19 protein-coding genes are annotated in these 13,820 nt (G+C 61.3%); 5 read left to right on the forward strand and 14 right to left on the reverse strand.

From position 1 onward, the window contains the following. Positions 1 to 77: 77 nt before the first annotated feature. Positions 78 to 401 carry a helix-turn-helix domain-containing protein gene (locus QM596_RS24690; protein WP_020968738.1) on the forward strand — a complete coding sequence of 108 codons (324 nt, stop codon included), beginning with the start codon at positions 78 to 80 and terminating at the stop codon, positions 399 to 401. Positions 402 to 500: 99 nt separating this feature from the next. On the opposite strand, the gene QM596_RS24695 is transcribed toward QM596_RS24690, so the two are convergent. From QM596_RS24695 to QM596_RS24710, 4 genes are all read right to left on the reverse strand, one after another. After that, positions 501 to 1,424 carry a UTP--glucose-1-phosphate uridylyltransferase gene (locus tag QM596_RS24695; RefSeq protein ID WP_020968737.1) on the reverse strand — a complete coding sequence of 308 codons (924 nt, stop codon included), beginning with the start codon at positions 1,422 to 1,424 and terminating at the stop codon, positions 501 to 503. Between the two features lie 571 nt (positions 1,425 to 1,995). Further along, entirely contained in the window at positions 1,996 to 3,144 is a 1,149-nt protein-coding gene (locus QM596_RS24700; protein WP_020968736.1) for a hypothetical protein, read from the reverse strand. A 46-nt stretch (positions 3,145 to 3,190) separates the two neighbouring features. Next, a complete protein-coding gene (locus QM596_RS24705; protein ID WP_019747446.1) occupies positions 3,191 to 4,924 on the reverse strand; it encodes a glycosyltransferase family 39 protein in 1,734 nt (577 codons plus the stop codon). Then, complete coding sequence (locus QM596_RS24710) at positions 4,921 to 6,882, reverse strand: hypothetical protein (RefSeq protein ID WP_205907559.1); 1,962 nt, start codon at positions 6,880 to 6,882, stop codon at positions 4,921 to 4,923. The genes QM596_RS24705 and QM596_RS24710 overlap by 4 nt, the downstream gene beginning before the upstream one ends. A gap of 306 nt (positions 6,883 to 7,188) precedes the next feature. On the opposite strand from QM596_RS24710, the gene QM596_RS24715 reads away from it, so the two are divergent. Next, the gene (locus QM596_RS24715; RefSeq protein ID WP_019747448.1) at positions 7,189 to 7,911 is read left to right on the forward strand and encodes a hypothetical protein; all 723 of its coding nucleotides are present in this window, start codon (positions 7,189 to 7,191) and stop codon (positions 7,909 to 7,911) included. A 33-nt stretch (positions 7,912 to 7,944) separates the two neighbouring features. Here QM596_RS24715 and QM596_RS24720 read toward each other — a convergent pair whose 3' ends face one another. The 9 genes from QM596_RS24720 to QM596_RS24760 all read right to left on the reverse strand — a co-directional run bounded on the left by QM596_RS24720 (position 7,945) and on the right by QM596_RS24760 (position 11,670). Then, entirely contained in the window at positions 7,945 to 8,142 is a 198-nt protein-coding gene (locus tag QM596_RS24720; RefSeq protein ID WP_019747449.1) for a CsbD family protein, read from the reverse strand. Between the two features lie 100 nt (positions 8,143 to 8,242). Beyond that, positions 8,243 to 8,506: a GlsB/YeaQ/YmgE family stress response membrane protein gene (locus tag QM596_RS24725; RefSeq protein WP_003943661.1), complete on the reverse strand. Its 264-nt coding sequence runs from the start codon at positions 8,504 to 8,506 to the stop codon at positions 8,243 to 8,245. A gap of 409 nt (positions 8,507 to 8,915) precedes the next feature. Continuing rightward, the gene (locus tag QM596_RS24730; protein WP_283310182.1) at positions 8,916 to 9,500 is read right to left on the reverse strand and encodes a hypothetical protein; all 585 of its coding nucleotides are present in this window, start codon (positions 9,498 to 9,500) and stop codon (positions 8,916 to 8,918) included. After that, entirely contained in the window at positions 9,497 to 10,066 is a 570-nt protein-coding gene (locus tag QM596_RS24735; RefSeq protein ID WP_020968731.1) for a DUF6286 domain-containing protein, read from the reverse strand. The genes QM596_RS24730 and QM596_RS24735 overlap by 4 nt, the downstream gene beginning before the upstream one ends. Then, positions 10,063 to 10,455 (reverse strand): Asp23/Gls24 family envelope stress response protein, encoded by a 393-nt coding sequence (locus QM596_RS24740; protein ID WP_019747452.1) that lies wholly within the window; start codon positions 10,453 to 10,455, stop codon positions 10,063 to 10,065. The genes QM596_RS24735 and QM596_RS24740 overlap by 4 nt, the downstream gene beginning before the upstream one ends. Beyond that, positions 10,448 to 10,627: a hypothetical protein gene (locus QM596_RS24745; protein ID WP_003943629.1), complete on the reverse strand. Its 180-nt coding sequence runs from the start codon at positions 10,625 to 10,627 to the stop codon at positions 10,448 to 10,450. Before QM596_RS24745 ends, QM596_RS24740 begins: the two co-directional genes overlap by 8 nt. Positions 10,628 to 10,665: 38 nt before the next feature. Beyond that, on the reverse strand, positions 10,666 to 10,854 hold the full coding sequence (locus QM596_RS24750) for a hypothetical protein (RefSeq protein WP_223258031.1): 189 nt from the start codon (positions 10,852 to 10,854) through the stop codon (positions 10,666 to 10,668). Positions 10,855 to 10,924: 70 nt separating this feature from the next. After that, positions 10,925 to 11,209, reverse strand: coding sequence for an Asp23/Gls24 family envelope stress response protein (locus QM596_RS24755; protein ID WP_021343181.1), 285 nt, complete (start codon positions 11,207 to 11,209; stop codon positions 10,925 to 10,927). Continuing rightward, complete coding sequence (locus QM596_RS24760) at positions 11,206 to 11,670, reverse strand: Asp23/Gls24 family envelope stress response protein (protein WP_003943699.1); 465 nt, start codon at positions 11,668 to 11,670, stop codon at positions 11,206 to 11,208. The genes QM596_RS24755 and QM596_RS24760 overlap by 4 nt, the downstream gene beginning before the upstream one ends. 186 nt (positions 11,671 to 11,856) lie before the next feature. On the opposite strand from QM596_RS24760, the gene QM596_RS24765 reads away from it, so the two are divergent. Further along, on the forward strand, positions 11,857 to 12,435 hold the full coding sequence (locus QM596_RS24765) for an RNA polymerase sigma factor (protein ID WP_020968728.1): 579 nt from the start codon (positions 11,857 to 11,859) through the stop codon (positions 12,433 to 12,435). Then, positions 12,432 to 12,923 (forward strand): hypothetical protein, encoded by a 492-nt coding sequence (locus QM596_RS24770; RefSeq protein WP_225989303.1) that lies wholly within the window; start codon positions 12,432 to 12,434, stop codon positions 12,921 to 12,923. Before QM596_RS24765 ends, QM596_RS24770 begins: the two co-directional genes overlap by 4 nt. Before the next feature lie 220 nt (positions 12,924 to 13,143). Here QM596_RS24770 and QM596_RS24775 read toward each other — a convergent pair whose 3' ends face one another. Then, positions 13,144 to 13,392: a hypothetical protein gene (locus tag QM596_RS24775; RefSeq protein ID WP_019747457.1), complete on the reverse strand. Its 249-nt coding sequence runs from the start codon at positions 13,390 to 13,392 to the stop codon at positions 13,144 to 13,146. A 165-nt stretch (positions 13,393 to 13,557) separates the two neighbouring features. Between QM596_RS24775 and QM596_RS24780 the strand changes: the two genes are divergently transcribed. After that, positions 13,558 to 13,746, forward strand: a complete 189-nt coding sequence (locus QM596_RS24780; RefSeq protein WP_228117918.1) for a PI-type proteinase — start codon at positions 13,558 to 13,560, stop codon at positions 13,744 to 13,746. Positions 13,747 to 13,820 lie beyond the last annotated feature (74 nt).

Genomic DNA, 13,820 nt, shown 5'->3' on the forward strand with positions numbered 1-13,820 from the left:
GGCAGATATCCAATTGTCCTCGACTCGTGGCCGAAAGGAAGTGGCATATACCTCTCGGCTCAGGCAATATGACCGCTATGAGTGGTTTCTCCGCATGGGTCGAGAATCAACTGGAACTTCGCTCGTTCGGCGACATCCAGGAAGCTGCGCGTGCGCTGAAGATTCGACCTTCCGAGCTGAGTCGATGGCTGTCGGCCAAGCGCCCTCCCACGCAGGACACGATGCGGACGGCATGTCAGGTCTTCGACGCTCCGATCATGGAGGTCCTCGTAGCCGCCGGTTATCTGACCTCTGAGGAGGCGGAGCCTGGAACGACTCCACCGTCGGTCGTCGCGACGATTGCGACACAGTCCCTGGTGGACGAACTCACCCGACGCGGTATCGACAAACGCAGCGAATGAATCCGGGCTACCGACATTCACATACGCACTAACCGAAAATGGTGCGGATTCTCTTGCACCAAAACATATTCCGATCTCAGCTGTCATGGACGGCATTCTTCAGTACGTCAACTGCGGATCCGGCTGATCCAATCGTTCCTTGAGCCAGACTCGCAACTCCGGACCGTACTCGGTGCGACTGAGCGCATGGTCGAGAGATGCTCGCAGAAAGCCTCCCGGGTTACCCAGATCGTGGCGGGTTCCGTGATGGACGACGACGTGAACCGGATGCCCCTCCGCGATCAACAGCGCTATCGCATCCGTCAGCTGCAGCTCACCACCTTGCCCAGGCAAGATTCGCCGGAGCGCATCGAACACGGCGCGATCGAGCAGATAGCGTCCGGCTGCGGCGAGGGTGGACGGAGCATCCGCCGGGTCCGGCTTCTCCACCATGCCGACGACCGCGAGCACATCGGGGTCATCGCCTTCCTCAGGCGCTTGGACGTCGAATACTCCGTACGCACCCACACGATCGGGCGCGACGTCGAACGCGCACAGCACAGAACCACCACGCTCGGCACGGACCTTCGCCATAGCGTCGAGAACGCCGCAGGGGTGAACCAGGTCGTCGGGAAGCAGCACCGCGAACGAGTCCTCGTCGGCATCCAACACCGACTCGACAAGACCGACGGCATGACCCAAGCCGAGCGGGGTTTCTTGGACGACAGGCTTCACCGATATGAGGCCAGGTGCTCGACGCACACGCTCGAGCAGATGGTGCTTTCCACTCGCGGCGAGCTTGCCCTCGAGCACCAGGTCCTCGACGAAGTGACCGATCACCGATGCCTTGCCTGGCGCGGTGACGATCACCAAGCGTTCTGCACCGGCCTGAGCCGCTTCGCTGGCAACCAGTTCTATCCCGGGCGTATCCACGACGGGGAGTAGCTCTTTCGGGATCGTCTTGGTGGCCGGAAGGAAGCGGGTCCCCATCCCGGCAGCCGGTACCACCGCAGTCCTGAAAGGCCGTTCAGAGTATCCAGTCATCGTTCACCTCTCCGCTCACGCGATGCTCCACACACTTACCGTTACGCGCATGCAGCGGTCGTCCCCTCATTTCGACGACCGAAAGCTCACATCGCATGTACAGCCTGCGCACAAGGTCTACCGGGCAGCCGATGCCGTCGCAAGTCGACTCGAACTCGGAATTCGTTGCGCGCGAGAGCTACACACCACCCCACATTGTCACTTCCGCGAGGGCCGCACCGAACTCCGCTCACTACCCGTTACCGCGGCGAACGGTCGTGCCCGCATTTCGACGTCAATCGGAAAGGGACTGCTCTGTCAACCAAAGGGGCAGGTACAGCGCAACTTCCGTTGCCGGCGTCTCGATTGGACCGTCCTCGCACAACCGGACGTAGGTCCTGCGGGTGCCACGTCGATAGTCCTGCTTGGTCCCGCGGGCCTTCAAGTTCGGTTATCCGCAGGTGAATGCCACTGAATACCATTGGATGCAAACGAAATACGGTCATCACGTCACAACGCCAGGTTCAGGTTGTTATCAGATCGTGACCATACTCCCACTGGGCGGAACTCCTAGTGGACTACCAGCAGTGTCCTAACTTGCCAGTGAAGCGATCACGTCGAAGAGTGGATCGTCGGGCCCGATGTCCATTGTGCACTCGTTCGGCCGCGGATCCGGTACGAAGGCCCACAGGAGAGCTCCGGCCGTGCCGGCCGCCTTCTGCCCCGTCAGCTTCGTCTCGATATTCGTGGCTCGGGTTGCCAATGATTCACAACTGCCCGCCAATTCGCCTGTCTCAGCGACCAACAACGGCTTCGAGACGTTCGTGGCCTGTTCGATGCGACGCGCCAGTCCGTTCCACTGGTCGCCCGGAAGCGGAACCCCGTCTGCTCCGTAGTCGTGATACTGCAGAATGTCGACGAAGTCGGACTCGCTCACGTATTGGTAGTCGTCACCAGCAGTGCCGCACTGACCGCCCCCGACGTATCCCGCCGTGATCAGGGTGTTCGGATCGATCGCCCGAAGTTCGGCGCCTGCCGTGTCGAAGAACTCCCGCAACACCTGCGCGGAATCAGACGGGCACGTTCTTGTCCACCAATTGCAGGCGGCGTCGGTACACAGGCTCGGTTCCGGCTCCCCCACCAGTTCCCACGCCGCGACGGAAGGCTCGTTCTTCCAACGGTCGACGGCGGTGTGCATCCAGTCCTGAAAGCTCATGGTGGCTCGACCTGGGATCAGGTTCGCAACCTTCCAGTCGTCGGTGTACCAGTCCCTGGATTTGAACAGCCCGTCATCACACCCGCTGTCCTGTGGTGAGAGCACCGGAATCGTGAACTGGTTGTGTCGCGCCGCAGCGTCGAACACCGCGTCCATCGGTCCGAAATCCATCTCCCCGGACACCTTGTTCACCGCGAGCGCTTGGAAGGCGTTGAAACGCGTGACGGAATTCGGTGGCAGAGAACCGAAGTAGGCATCGAGATCGACCATCGCGCCACAGCCGAAGTTCACCGACCAATCAGTGGCCAGTTGATAAGCATTGAGCCCGGTGGGCCACCACGGCTGTCCGTCGAGTGTCAGTCCGCTCGACGACGCTCCGACCCGAACCGTCTTGGGCGAATCGGCAACCACCGGCGTCGTGAACATTCCTGTCACGACCGCGACGGTTGCAAAGCTGACTACAGCGGCAGCGATACGGCGACGCACTGTGCCACGCACACGCGGACGCGCTTCTTCAGAAGACATCTACAACCATCCACGTCATACGGACAATCCTCCCACACGAATTCCCTCATCGACCCGTTTGACGTTCACCGGTCACGCGATACAAACGCCAGGCCGAAGGGTCCATGCCGCCGTCGTTGGGCACCTCGAGCACCAGTGCTCCCACACCGCCGGCACCAGTGTCGTACATCGTCGGATAACGCCGATTGACCGCGTCCGACACACCGCGACCGGTGTTCGGAACCGACAGGATGTACTCGACGTGATGTTCGGCCGGGTTGTTCAGTACGCGCACGAAGTCCGCATCGGAAGGCACGACGAATTGCCGAGGGTTGTTCGACGACGCCACGACGGCATAGCTCTGTACGGTGTCGAGCAGAACCGACCCCTCCGGCAGAGCCAAGTCGTCCAGGTACCTGGCGATGCGACGCTCGGCCGCAAACGTGCGTAGATTCGTCTGCTCCTCCAGGTTCTGGCGGCCCGGAATGATCGCGCTGGCAATGGAATGCTCGAGCACTGCGATCCGCGCACTACCCATCGCGACAAACGTGACCAGCGTCGAACCGACCAGCAAGCACAGGGAGATCACAAGAGGTAGAGACGGTCCCGCCTGCTCGGGGTACGTCGACACCGAGCGCGACGCAGCAGCCCCTGGTCGACGCGTGATGACCGGCGCTCCGCGAGGAGCGATCAGGACGACCAATACGAAACACAGCGGAATGATCGAAATGTAGAAGCGCAGAAGAGGAAACGTCGATCCCATCAGGTAGAGCAACGTCTGCGCTCCGAGGATGGCGCCGAACAGCACAAGAGGCACCACCACTTCGGTGTCGCGCCGCCGAAGTGCGTAGATGACTGCCAGGACCACGAACACCGGGAGCGCCGGCCCGAGTACCGCCATTTCGGTGATCGAGAACGCAAGGCGGGCAACCGGTGAGTCGGTTCCGGCACCAGCCTGTTCCAGGATGGAACTGTTCCCGTACACCGACGAGAACTGTTGGAACGCTTGACCCGTGATGAGCCAACTGGCAAACGACCACAAGGCGAAGGCCAGGAAACCCGGCATCAGCACGACGGCGCCGTCGAGCGCTGCTGCCCAGAGCCGCAAGCCAGGTCCTGCGCCCTCGCCCCGCTCCTCCGCTGTCGGTTGAAAACGAAGCCAACTCACCACGGTCACCAGCACCACCGCGACAAACAGGGGTGCCAATGCGTCGTATCGAGTGAGGTACGCCAGAGCGAACGCGAGGCCCGCACCGATGAGGTCGTGTACGTCGTCGCTGCGCATCCACCGAATCAGTCGACGTGTCGCCCACAGAACGAAGAAAAGGAACGGAGCTTCGCTCATTCCGCTCGCCGCGTACATGACGATCATCGGATTGACAGCGAACAGCACGGTAAGGACGACGGTGACCCATCGCGGACACCCACGGTCGCGGCTGATCCCGCGTATCTGAATCACCGCGCCAGCCATGAAGGCCGCGGACATCACGACCGCAGTGATGTTCCACCGCAGCAGATCCGGCCACCAATGACCCATCAGGCCCATCGGAATCTGGACTGCCGCCGTCAACGGGGTGAACACGAATCCGATCGCCGCGAAGTGCGGATCACGGCTGAGCAGCATCGCCGACACCGCGGCGACACGACTGAGCGAATCGGTGAAGATGAACCCGATACCCGCGTTCATCCATACGCCCAACGCGGTGTAGATCGCGAAGAGCACGACGAACATCCGCCATGGCTTCCGGCCCGGTAGATCGTGGACCGCGACGGACAGGGCCGGGCGATCGGTGACGGTCACTGTCCGCGACGCCGAGCCACGAGCACACCACCGACGGCAACAGCGATCAGAACCACGGTCCCGAATCCGATCCAGCCGATCGTGACCGCGCTCAGTCCGGTCTCTTCTTCGGCCGAGGTCGCAGTGCCCAACGGGGCGACGTCGACTCCGACGTCGAACGGCTCACCTCCGCGAGGTGCGACCAGTAGATCGCCGGTCAGTTCTGCGAACCGGTCTTTCCCACCTTCCAACCAGTTGAGCAGACCGTCGGCATCGGCCGCATCACCCTCAGACGTCAGCGCCACTACTTCGTTGTGCGAACCCGAAACCACCTGCAAGGCACCGTATTGTCCACCGAATTCCAGACCCTGCAAGCGCAGGAGACCTTGATCTGCCGTGTCCATGGGTAGAGCCACCGGAGTGGGCAGCGTCCCGTCCGCCGCGATCAACAACGCCGGCAGCGAACTGGTCGCCGCGTCGCCGAACGGGAGCACGCGCGGTTGCAGCGGCAGATAGCTCAACCGCTGCATCGCGACAACGAGGCGCTGGGCTCGAACGAGATCTGCGAAATCACCGTGACTCAAACCGACATCGAGTGTGGGCAGCATCGACTGAGGCAAGGACTGGAATCCTCCAGGCGTCGGCGGGAATCCGGTAGTGGACGTGATGGTGCTGGCCGGATCCACAGTGAGCGAAGAAGGGCTACTGGTGCCGCACTGGAAGTCGCCGGTCACATCCATCGAGACCTCGAACGTCAAGTCGCGACGCAGGAGTTCGTTCGGAACATCGACGCCGATGTCGAAGCGCCCTGTCTCGTTAACCGTCTGCGAGGCGAGTCGTCTATCCCCGAGTGAGATCGACAGTTCTCCGTTACGCGAATTCGGTAGCGGGACATAGGAACCAATCATTCGCACCGAGACATCCTTCATCGGACGCCCCAGTTGCGACTGACTGAACGGGACGCCGACCTCGATGTGATTGAGACCGGAAGCCGTCAGCGTTCCGAGCTTCAGCTCACCGACGGTGATGGCGTCCTGGGAAATCTGGGCAACCGCGTTGTCCGGTGACGCCAGCGCTCTGCTCGCCGCCCAGTAGCCGTCGAAGTTCGCCGCCAAGAGACTGACCTGAGGAACGAGCATCTTGTCGTCCCCTGAAATCCGCAGCACGGGTGAACCATTCGGCGCCGTCGCGAGATCGATGCCGGCGTCCCCACTGTTACCGAGCACTACAGCTCTCTCGAACAGTCCCGGCTCAGCGGAGGGCAGACTCTGGCCGTTCGGCAGCTGCTCCACCACCACGGCACCAGGCTGACTTCCGTACTTGTTGACAATCGCTGCACTCAGTTGCAAAGCCGCACTCTGCTGCGCCCCTGACGAACCATCCGTGACGTAGATGGTTGCCTTCCTCAAAATCGGTGGGAAGAAGGTTGCAACAGTTGTGGGCTGTCGCTCTGCACCGTCGTAGGCGACAAAGGCATCCCGGAGCGCGAGGGGCTGGTATCTCGTTCGGTCGTAGCAGCGGTCGTCGACGGGAACTAGGTGAGCGATCATCGACACGGTCACACTACGGTCGACCACTTCGAGACCTTGCAAGGGAACCGAAATCGGTAACCCGGCCCCGGCCTGCCCGGCGTCGAAGTCGACGCGGCTCACCAATCTGCCGTCCGAAGTCACTTCGAGCCAGCCCCTACTGAAGTCGGTCGGGGCGGTCAGGATTCCGGTCACGGCTGTTGCGGTGAGTCCGTCCGGCACCGGCACGGTCACCAACACTGGTGCGTCATCGGAAGAGAACACGATGTCCGTTCCTCGGCCGAGTTCGGTGAAGGAGATCGGAGTTGTGGCTGCGGCGACCACCGAAGTATCTGCGTCGTCCTCGAAATCCTGGGCCGAGGCGACACTGCCGAGAGGAAGCAACAAAGTCACCGCGACAGCCACCGGCATTGCCAGCGCGCGCGTCAGCCAGGTTCGAGAGTGGCCCATCAGCGTGTCTCCTCGACATTTCTTGTTTCCGCGCAATCACCAAACACAAATCACGAGTAGCAATCTCGCCAGTTCGCGACGGTCGCAGGTCCGATCGCACCGTTACGGACAAACGAACCATAACGACCAATTTGTGCGTTTGGCTAATTATCCCGACCGGCGAGACTTTTGTTACGGCGCGTCACATGATTAGCAATCGCTGCCGCTGGGAAGCCGAAAGAAACCGTCCGCAAGCCCGTCAACACGCCTGAACGTCCGTCCAGTCTGGGCGCTTCGGGGGGCGGAGAATTCTCAGACAAGGAAGCTGTGACGCTCAATTCGATCATCCCCGCCGGCAAGAGCGCGATCGGAAAGCTGGTCGGCGCACCGTTCCACTTCGCATCATCGCTGCGCATGGCCAGGGTTTTTCACCCGCACGGGATCGAACTGAAGGGAACATTGAAGCCGGCCACCCCGTGGTGGCCGGTAACGGAGTCGTCGACGATTACCGTCACCGCTCGAATGTCGAAAGCACTCGGAATTCCGGGAGACCTACCCGACATACTTGGCCTGGCGCTTCGGTTGCACGATGTCGGCGCAGATGAAAACCCGTGGGACATTCTTCTCGCAACATCAGGACTTTCTACCTTCTCGAAAATGTTTCCAGCTCCGGCTTTCTCGTGGAACGGCGCGAGATACAGCACACTGGTTCCTTACTCACGCGCGGGCGGGGCCGCGGCGTGGCTGATCGTGACACCGCGCGGCGTCCACCCGGCCGGCACTTCTTTGTCTGCATTAAAAGCTGCGGTCGATCATTCCCCGCTGCACTTCTCCGTGTACCTCGCGAGAATTCAACTTCAGTTGATACCGATCGGACATCTCTGTCTCGACGAAGTCGAGGACCACCCGGATTGCCTCCAGCCGTCCTTCGATCCGATCCTGAACAGGCCGGCACACATGCGCATGCTTCCGGAGTGGCTCGCGGAAACGCGGAAGCTAGCGTATCGCGGTAGCCGCGACGGCCGAGGAGACACACAAAAGCGCGGTTGACCGGACATGCCGGTCAACCGCGCCGAAACTCATTCAGCTTGTGAACTTGTCCTTGATATCCGAGACCTTGTCACTGACAGTGTCGCCGGCCTTCTTGACCTTTGCCTCGCCCTGATCGGCAACACCTTCGGCAGCCAGATCGTCATTGCCCGTGGCATTTCCGATCTTTTCCTTGGCTTCGCCGATGAGATCCTCAGCGCGGTGCTTTGCCTTGTCGATGAAGTCAGACATGTGTTTCTCCTTCTTGAATTCGGTGTGGATTCGGTCGTGCGTTCGGCCGTGGGATTCGGCCTTGGGATTCAGTCGAACTCGAACTGCGTGGACAAATGTGTCAGCGCTTTCCGGTGACTGCCTTGACCAGGAACAGCAAGATGACTGCACCGAGAAGGCAAGTGAGGAAGCTGAAGATCCAGCCTGCACCCTCGACATCGACGCCGAAGACTCGAAGCAGGAAACCACCGATCAGGCCGCCGATCACACCGACAACGATGTTGAGGAAGATCCCCTGCTGCGCATCGGTTTTCATGATCTTACTGCCGATCCAACCCGCCAGCCCACCGATGATGATCCAGGCGATGATACCGAGAGGAAGCATTTGAACTCCTTAGAGTAAAGAGGGACGGCGCAATGAGTGACTGCCGGTGAAGGGAGAGTTCCGAGCGATCGGCCCGCGCAACTAGACCGTGATCGCGGGTTGTGTTTGCACACAACCAGACTCTCCGCCGCACGACGCGGGGGATCGTGCACTCAGTAGCAGCCACATTGTCTGCTTACCTTTCTATCAGGTGTTCACGACAGAACCAAAATGACTGGCGATTCACCACATACGAGAAACGACACTCACCGACGCGCACATGATCAGCGTCACTACGATCGCGATCGCCATCGAAGTGACGGTCGCAAGGAGCACCGTGACACACAGTGCCACAGCAACATCCATGACTCTGTGCACGATCGGGAGGTCTACCAATACCCGGTCACCGGGAGGCTCAAACCTCGATTGATCAGAGAGTTCTCGGCTCATCGCGTTTCGCGCTTTCCACGGCGATGTGAGTTCTGGTCGCGGCGGATGGATCACCGACCATCGACTCGACTTGATCCCCCGTGTCAGTGACGCGAGAAATCAACTCGGACAACGTTTCCGATCCGGATACGACGCTACGTCTCAATGTCACTCGCAAATCGATCGTGCGAACTCCACGATCGAGCAACGCTTTTCCTCGGACACGCGACACTTCGTCGAAGTCCTCCAGTGATGCGCTCGCCCCTTCCGCCACCGCACCCAGATCCGCGGTGATGGAATTGTGTGAGTTCGACCCAGGGACCGTGATCTCCTTCACCCGACGCAGCGGCACATGCGCGATCAACCACCGCAACGCGAGGAGGACTAGCAATACTCCCCCAGCTCCGACAGCCCATGGCCACCACGAGTGATCGACAAGATCTTCAGCCCACGGGATCTCGATACGCGCCGGGAAATCCTTGATCGCGTCGAGATTCCACAGGATCGCTGCAACTCCCAGCGCTACCGCGAGCATCCCCACCACGCATGTCGCCACGCGATCCATCGCCGTCGCCGTCCGAGTCATGACATCGATCCCGTCTGGATACGAACCTTGATTCGCGGCGATGGTGACAGCGACCCGGCCAAGTCCCCCAGCACCGCACGGATCTCCGATTCAGCGGTCGCGGCTCCATCGGGCGTGACCGAGGCCTTCACTTCCAGCTTGCGCCGGGTCGCGTGTGACGAAGCGGATCGAACCTGGGCCAGTGACTCGACGCGAACAGACGCTATCGCCGCTACATCGGCGGGATCGATCCATGTATTCGCGACTCCGACCAAGGCATTGGCAGTCTTTCGTCGCGGTTTGAGTCCGAGGATGACGAACCACAGGCCGAGAACGACGGCTGCGATCCCCGCCGGCAACATCCAACCCTGGTACGCGAGCCCGTCCACATATGCGGCAGCACTTGGTATCCACTGCGACCCGGTGATCACGCCGGTATCCACCAGCGCGTCGCGGACGCCGACCACGCCGAGCGCGAGTAGCGCCGCGGCGATGAGGAATCCCGTGACGGCCGATCCGGGCGCCGCAAGGGGAACAGGAGCAGCAGCCCTCGAGGCAGTGGGTGGTGCGACCTTGTCGGCGGTCATCGCACTTTCCTTCCCGCGTCACGCTTGGTCGATGCCGGGAGAACGCTCACGATCGCCACGTCCACGCCGTCTACGTCCAGGCCCGATACAGACTGCAACTGGGTTGTCACGTTCTCTCGCACCGCGGTACCGATGACCGACAAGGATCCGGGCCACTCGATCGCGATGTCCACCTTGGCCCGTACCCGCTTGCCGGATACCAGCACTCGCGCCCTCGGCAATTCGCGCCCGGTCAGTTTGTCCATGCCGGCGGCGTGATGGCGCACCCCCGGGGTTCCGCGCGTCGCCTCGAGAACCAACTTCTGCGCGACTCTGTCTCGAATCGTCAGCGTTCCGCGATCGCCCGGCTCACCAAGCACAGACGACTCCGGTCGAGCTGTCTCAGCCACGTCCGCGACCCTTCAGCATCACACCGAGATCGAACTCGCCGTCACGCTGACCACCGACGAGGTATCCGATCACACCGAGAACCAGAGCGATGAGGAATCCGGTGAAACCGCCTGCAGCAGCTGCGACTCCGAGAAGTAGTCCTGCCAGTAGGCCGACAGTCGAGGTGGTCATGTGAATCCTCCGTTGTGGATGATGTTCGATGGTGCCTGTCAGATCTCGGTGTAGGTCTTTGCACCCGGAAACCGAGCGCGCACCCGCGTGTACTGGGCCCGAACGGGTTTGGCTATCTGTCGCATCGTGCCGCGCAGCGACGTGCGCACAACCACACCGATCGGGGATGCGAAGTCCCGGTCGACGCGTTCGAGTGCTCGATTGAGCGCGTCGGCAGATCCGCCCACGTCGGGGTGGTAGTTCCTGATCGCCTCTCGGCGTGCGGATCGTCGATCGGGAACTGAACCCCGAGAGTGCTCAGGCATCGCGTCCACGACCGACTACGTCTTCCACTGTCACGTTCACGGGGCCTGTAACGAGTCCTGAAACCGCTTGGCGGATACGTAAAGCCGTGTCTCGAACGGCGGCGTCGGCGAAGATGCACACATGGATGTCTGTCGACGACTCCGTCACCCGCACGCCGACGACGCGGCGACCGGGGAGGTACGTGCCAACCTCGCCGAACATTCCGGCATGAAGCGAGGCGACCCCAGGTACCCCCGTCACAGCCGCCGCGATGGTGTCAGCGATTTCGGAACTCACTGCACCCGTGCAGTCTTGGGCTCGCCGGTTTCGTCGTCGCTGCCCTCGTCGAGGTGGACGTCGTGAACTGTGATGTTCACCTCGGTCACTTCGAGACCCGTCATCCGTTCGAGCGCCGCAATGACGTTGCGGCGAATGCCGGTGGCCAGATCGGCGAGCGATACGCCGTACTCGGCCACGATGTCGATGTCGACCGCTGCCTGCTTTTCGCCGACCTCGACCGATACTCCCTGGGAGTGGTTGACACTCGCGCCGGGGATCCGCTCGCGCAGTGCCCCGACAACCCGGGACGCTCCGCCGCCGACGTCGTACACACCGCTCACCTCTCGCGTGGCGATGCCGGCAATCTTCGAGACAACGGTGTCGGCGATCGACGTCTTTCCTTGAGAGCTCACGAGAGCCGAGTCGTTCGATGATGCAACATCCTTCGTAGATGCTGTCGCAACCTGTGTGCTGACCATTGTCATCTCCTCCTGTTGATCGATCTACCTGTGTAGTCGTCACTCGAAGGCAAAACCGAATGCCCCAGTCAGGTGACGTGCATCACTGACACTTGTTAGTTACTGTCCGTAACATTCAACGCCCCGGCCGGGCGAACAATCTTCGAACGCAGCCGAGTTTTCCGCATTTCCGCGAGAGGAGCGACTGTGGCGTTACCGCACACACAGGGGCTCACCGAAGCACCTGACGGCTTGGACACCGCAACGGTGGACGCTGCGATACTCGGCGACCGAGAAGCATTCGAGTCACTGGTGCACTACTACGGACCTGCACTTCACCGCTATGCGCGTCGAATGCTCGCAGATGAAGGCGACATTCTCGAGGTAGTCCAGGACACCTTCGTGGCCGCGTGGCGCCGACTCGATTCATTTCGTGGCGAATCGTCGATGCGAACATGGCTTTTCGCGATCTGTTCCCGAAAGATCGTGGACAGCTATCGAATCAAGAGAGCGCAACCGATCGACGACAAGCTGCTGGATCCTCTCGTGCCGTCTCCCGAGGCCGGCCCGTTCGACACGACCTCGAACGCCGCGTTCCTGGAGGCACTGGAAGAAGCGTTGGGTGAATTGCCTTATCGCCAGCGTGCGGCCTGGACGCTGCGAGAGGTGGAGATGCTCACGTTCGTTCAAATCGGCAAGATTCTGAGACTCACTCCGGATGCAGTGCGAGGGCATCACCATCGTGCACGGGCTAACCTGAGTGAACGAATGACGAGGTGGCGATGACTGAATCACGAACCGACGCATTGATGGCGCACGCATCCGACGTCCTGCGGAACGCTCCCGAGCCAGGCTGGGATCGAATCAGCGACAAGGTGATCCGGGCGCTACGGTCGACCTCGGCGTCCGGTTGGCCGCTCGACGCACACGCGTCCGAAGGTCCACGTCTAGGCACGGTGTCGGTGAGCGATCACGTACTCCGCACCCATTTGGCCGCCGAGATACGTTCTCGACACCACTGCTCGCCGAGCAGTATCGAGTTCTTCGTCGACGGCCACGAAATACGTTCACTACGTATCGAACTGGCAGCGCCATACGGAGTGGATCTGGCCGAACTGTCGGACCGGGTTCGATTCACCGTCGTCGATGTCGTTCACCTGATCCTCGGTGACATGGACCCACCCGTCTCTGCAGAGAGCGTCCACATCGCCGTAGTCGACATCGTGGATGATCTACCTGCCGAGGAGAACACCAAAAGCCACTCCGAGCACTAGGTGTTTGTTCGGCAAGTGTTTGGGAACCCGGCACTCATGACCACGCCCCCACCACCGGATCCGGGCCCCGTCCCCGATCCGGGGTCGCCGACACCACCCGCGCCGGCACCACCCGATCCGCTGAATCCCCCGCCCGTGCCACCGACTCCGACGCCACCGAACCCGTATCCCCCGGATCCGATCCCGCAGATCTGAAGTCAGCTGCCCCGAACTTCAGACTTCAGCCGCCGAGTTCGGCGATCATCTCGCTCAACGATTCTGCGGCGATACGTAGTTCACCTTCGTCGGGGTTGTCGGGCGAGGACGGTAGGCGCTCGGCCAACTGCTCGCGAGTGACAAGCGAGATACCATCGAGGCCGAACCCTTCTTCATCGGGGACGTAGATCTCGATCTCACCCCCAACCGCTACCAATTCCGAATGGGGCCCGCTGCCCAGCAGTGCACGCAGGTGTTCGGTCGTCACGGTCATATGGTTCACGTGAAATCTCCTGCTTCGGTGACAGCTGACTTTGCCGGTATGGCTCGACGTGACGTACTGACTCGACGTGACGTACTACCCCTATTGAGTACCCCTCGCGGGTGAGCAAGAAACGACAAGTACATGAACACCAACCTTCAGAGAGACGCAGCCACCATGAGTGAACGAAATTCCACCGACCGCACTGATCAGACGGACGAGCCGCAGACCACCGGCACCGACCACGGTCCCGGAACCGGGGCCGATGCCGCACACAAGGACGTTCAGACCGATCCGTCGGGCGAGCGTACGTGGGCCGACGAGGGTGGAGCCTCGAGTACCGGCCCGGCAACCGACACCGACTGATCGCGCAAGAGCTCAGTCATCGGGACCAAGGTCCCGTGGGCCGACGCTCACGGGTCCTTGAAATCCTTACGGAT

It is taken from the genome of Rhodococcus sp. IEGM 1406, from assembly GCF_030056745.1.
GTDB classification, from domain to species: Bacteria; Actinomycetota; Actinomycetes; order Mycobacteriales; family Mycobacteriaceae; genus Rhodococcus_F; species Rhodococcus_F erythropolis.

Excerpts from the sequence above, each read along its gene's own strand:
- QM596_RS24690 (WP_020968738.1), top strand. The coding sequence starts at position 78 with ATGAGTGGTTTCTCCGCATGGGTCGAGAATCAACTGGAACTTCGCTCG.
- QM596_RS24695 (WP_020968737.1), bottom strand. The coding sequence starts at position 1,424 with ATGACTGGATACTCTGAACGGCCTTTCAGGACTGCGGTGGTACCGGCT.
- QM596_RS24700 (WP_020968736.1), bottom strand. The coding sequence starts at position 3,144 with ATGTCTTCTGAAGAAGCGCGTCCGCGTGTGCGTGGCACAGTGCGTCGC.
- QM596_RS24710 (WP_205907559.1), bottom strand. The coding sequence starts at position 6,882 with ATGGGCCACTCTCGAACCTGGCTGACGCGCGCGCTGGCAATGCCGGTG.
- QM596_RS24720 (WP_019747449.1), bottom strand. The coding sequence starts at position 8,142 with ATGTCTGACTTCATCGACAAGGCAAAGCACCGCGCTGAGGATCTCATC.
- QM596_RS24725 (WP_003943661.1), bottom strand. The coding sequence starts at position 8,506 with ATGCTTCCTCTCGGTATCATCGCCTGGATCATCATCGGTGGGCTGGCG.
- QM596_RS24730 (WP_283310182.1), bottom strand. The coding sequence starts at position 9,500 with ATGACTCGGACGGCGACGGCGATGGATCGCGTGGCGACATGCGTGGTG.
- QM596_RS24735 (WP_020968731.1), bottom strand. The coding sequence starts at position 10,066 with ATGACCGCCGACAAGGTCGCACCACCCACTGCCTCGAGGGCTGCTGCT.
- QM596_RS24745 (WP_003943629.1), bottom strand. The coding sequence starts at position 10,627 with ATGACCACCTCGACTGTCGGCCTACTGGCAGGACTACTTCTCGGAGTC.
- QM596_RS24760 (WP_003943699.1), bottom strand. The coding sequence starts at position 11,670 with ATGGTCAGCACACAGGTTGCGACAGCATCTACGAAGGATGTTGCATCA.
- QM596_RS24770 (WP_225989303.1), top strand. The coding sequence starts at position 12,432 with ATGACTGAATCACGAACCGACGCATTGATGGCGCACGCATCCGACGTC.
- QM596_RS24775 (WP_019747457.1), bottom strand. The coding sequence starts at position 13,392 with ATGACCGTGACGACCGAACACCTGCGTGCACTGCTGGGCAGCGGGCCC.
- QM596_RS24780 (WP_228117918.1), top strand. The coding sequence starts at position 13,558 with ATGAGTGAACGAAATTCCACCGACCGCACTGATCAGACGGACGAGCCG.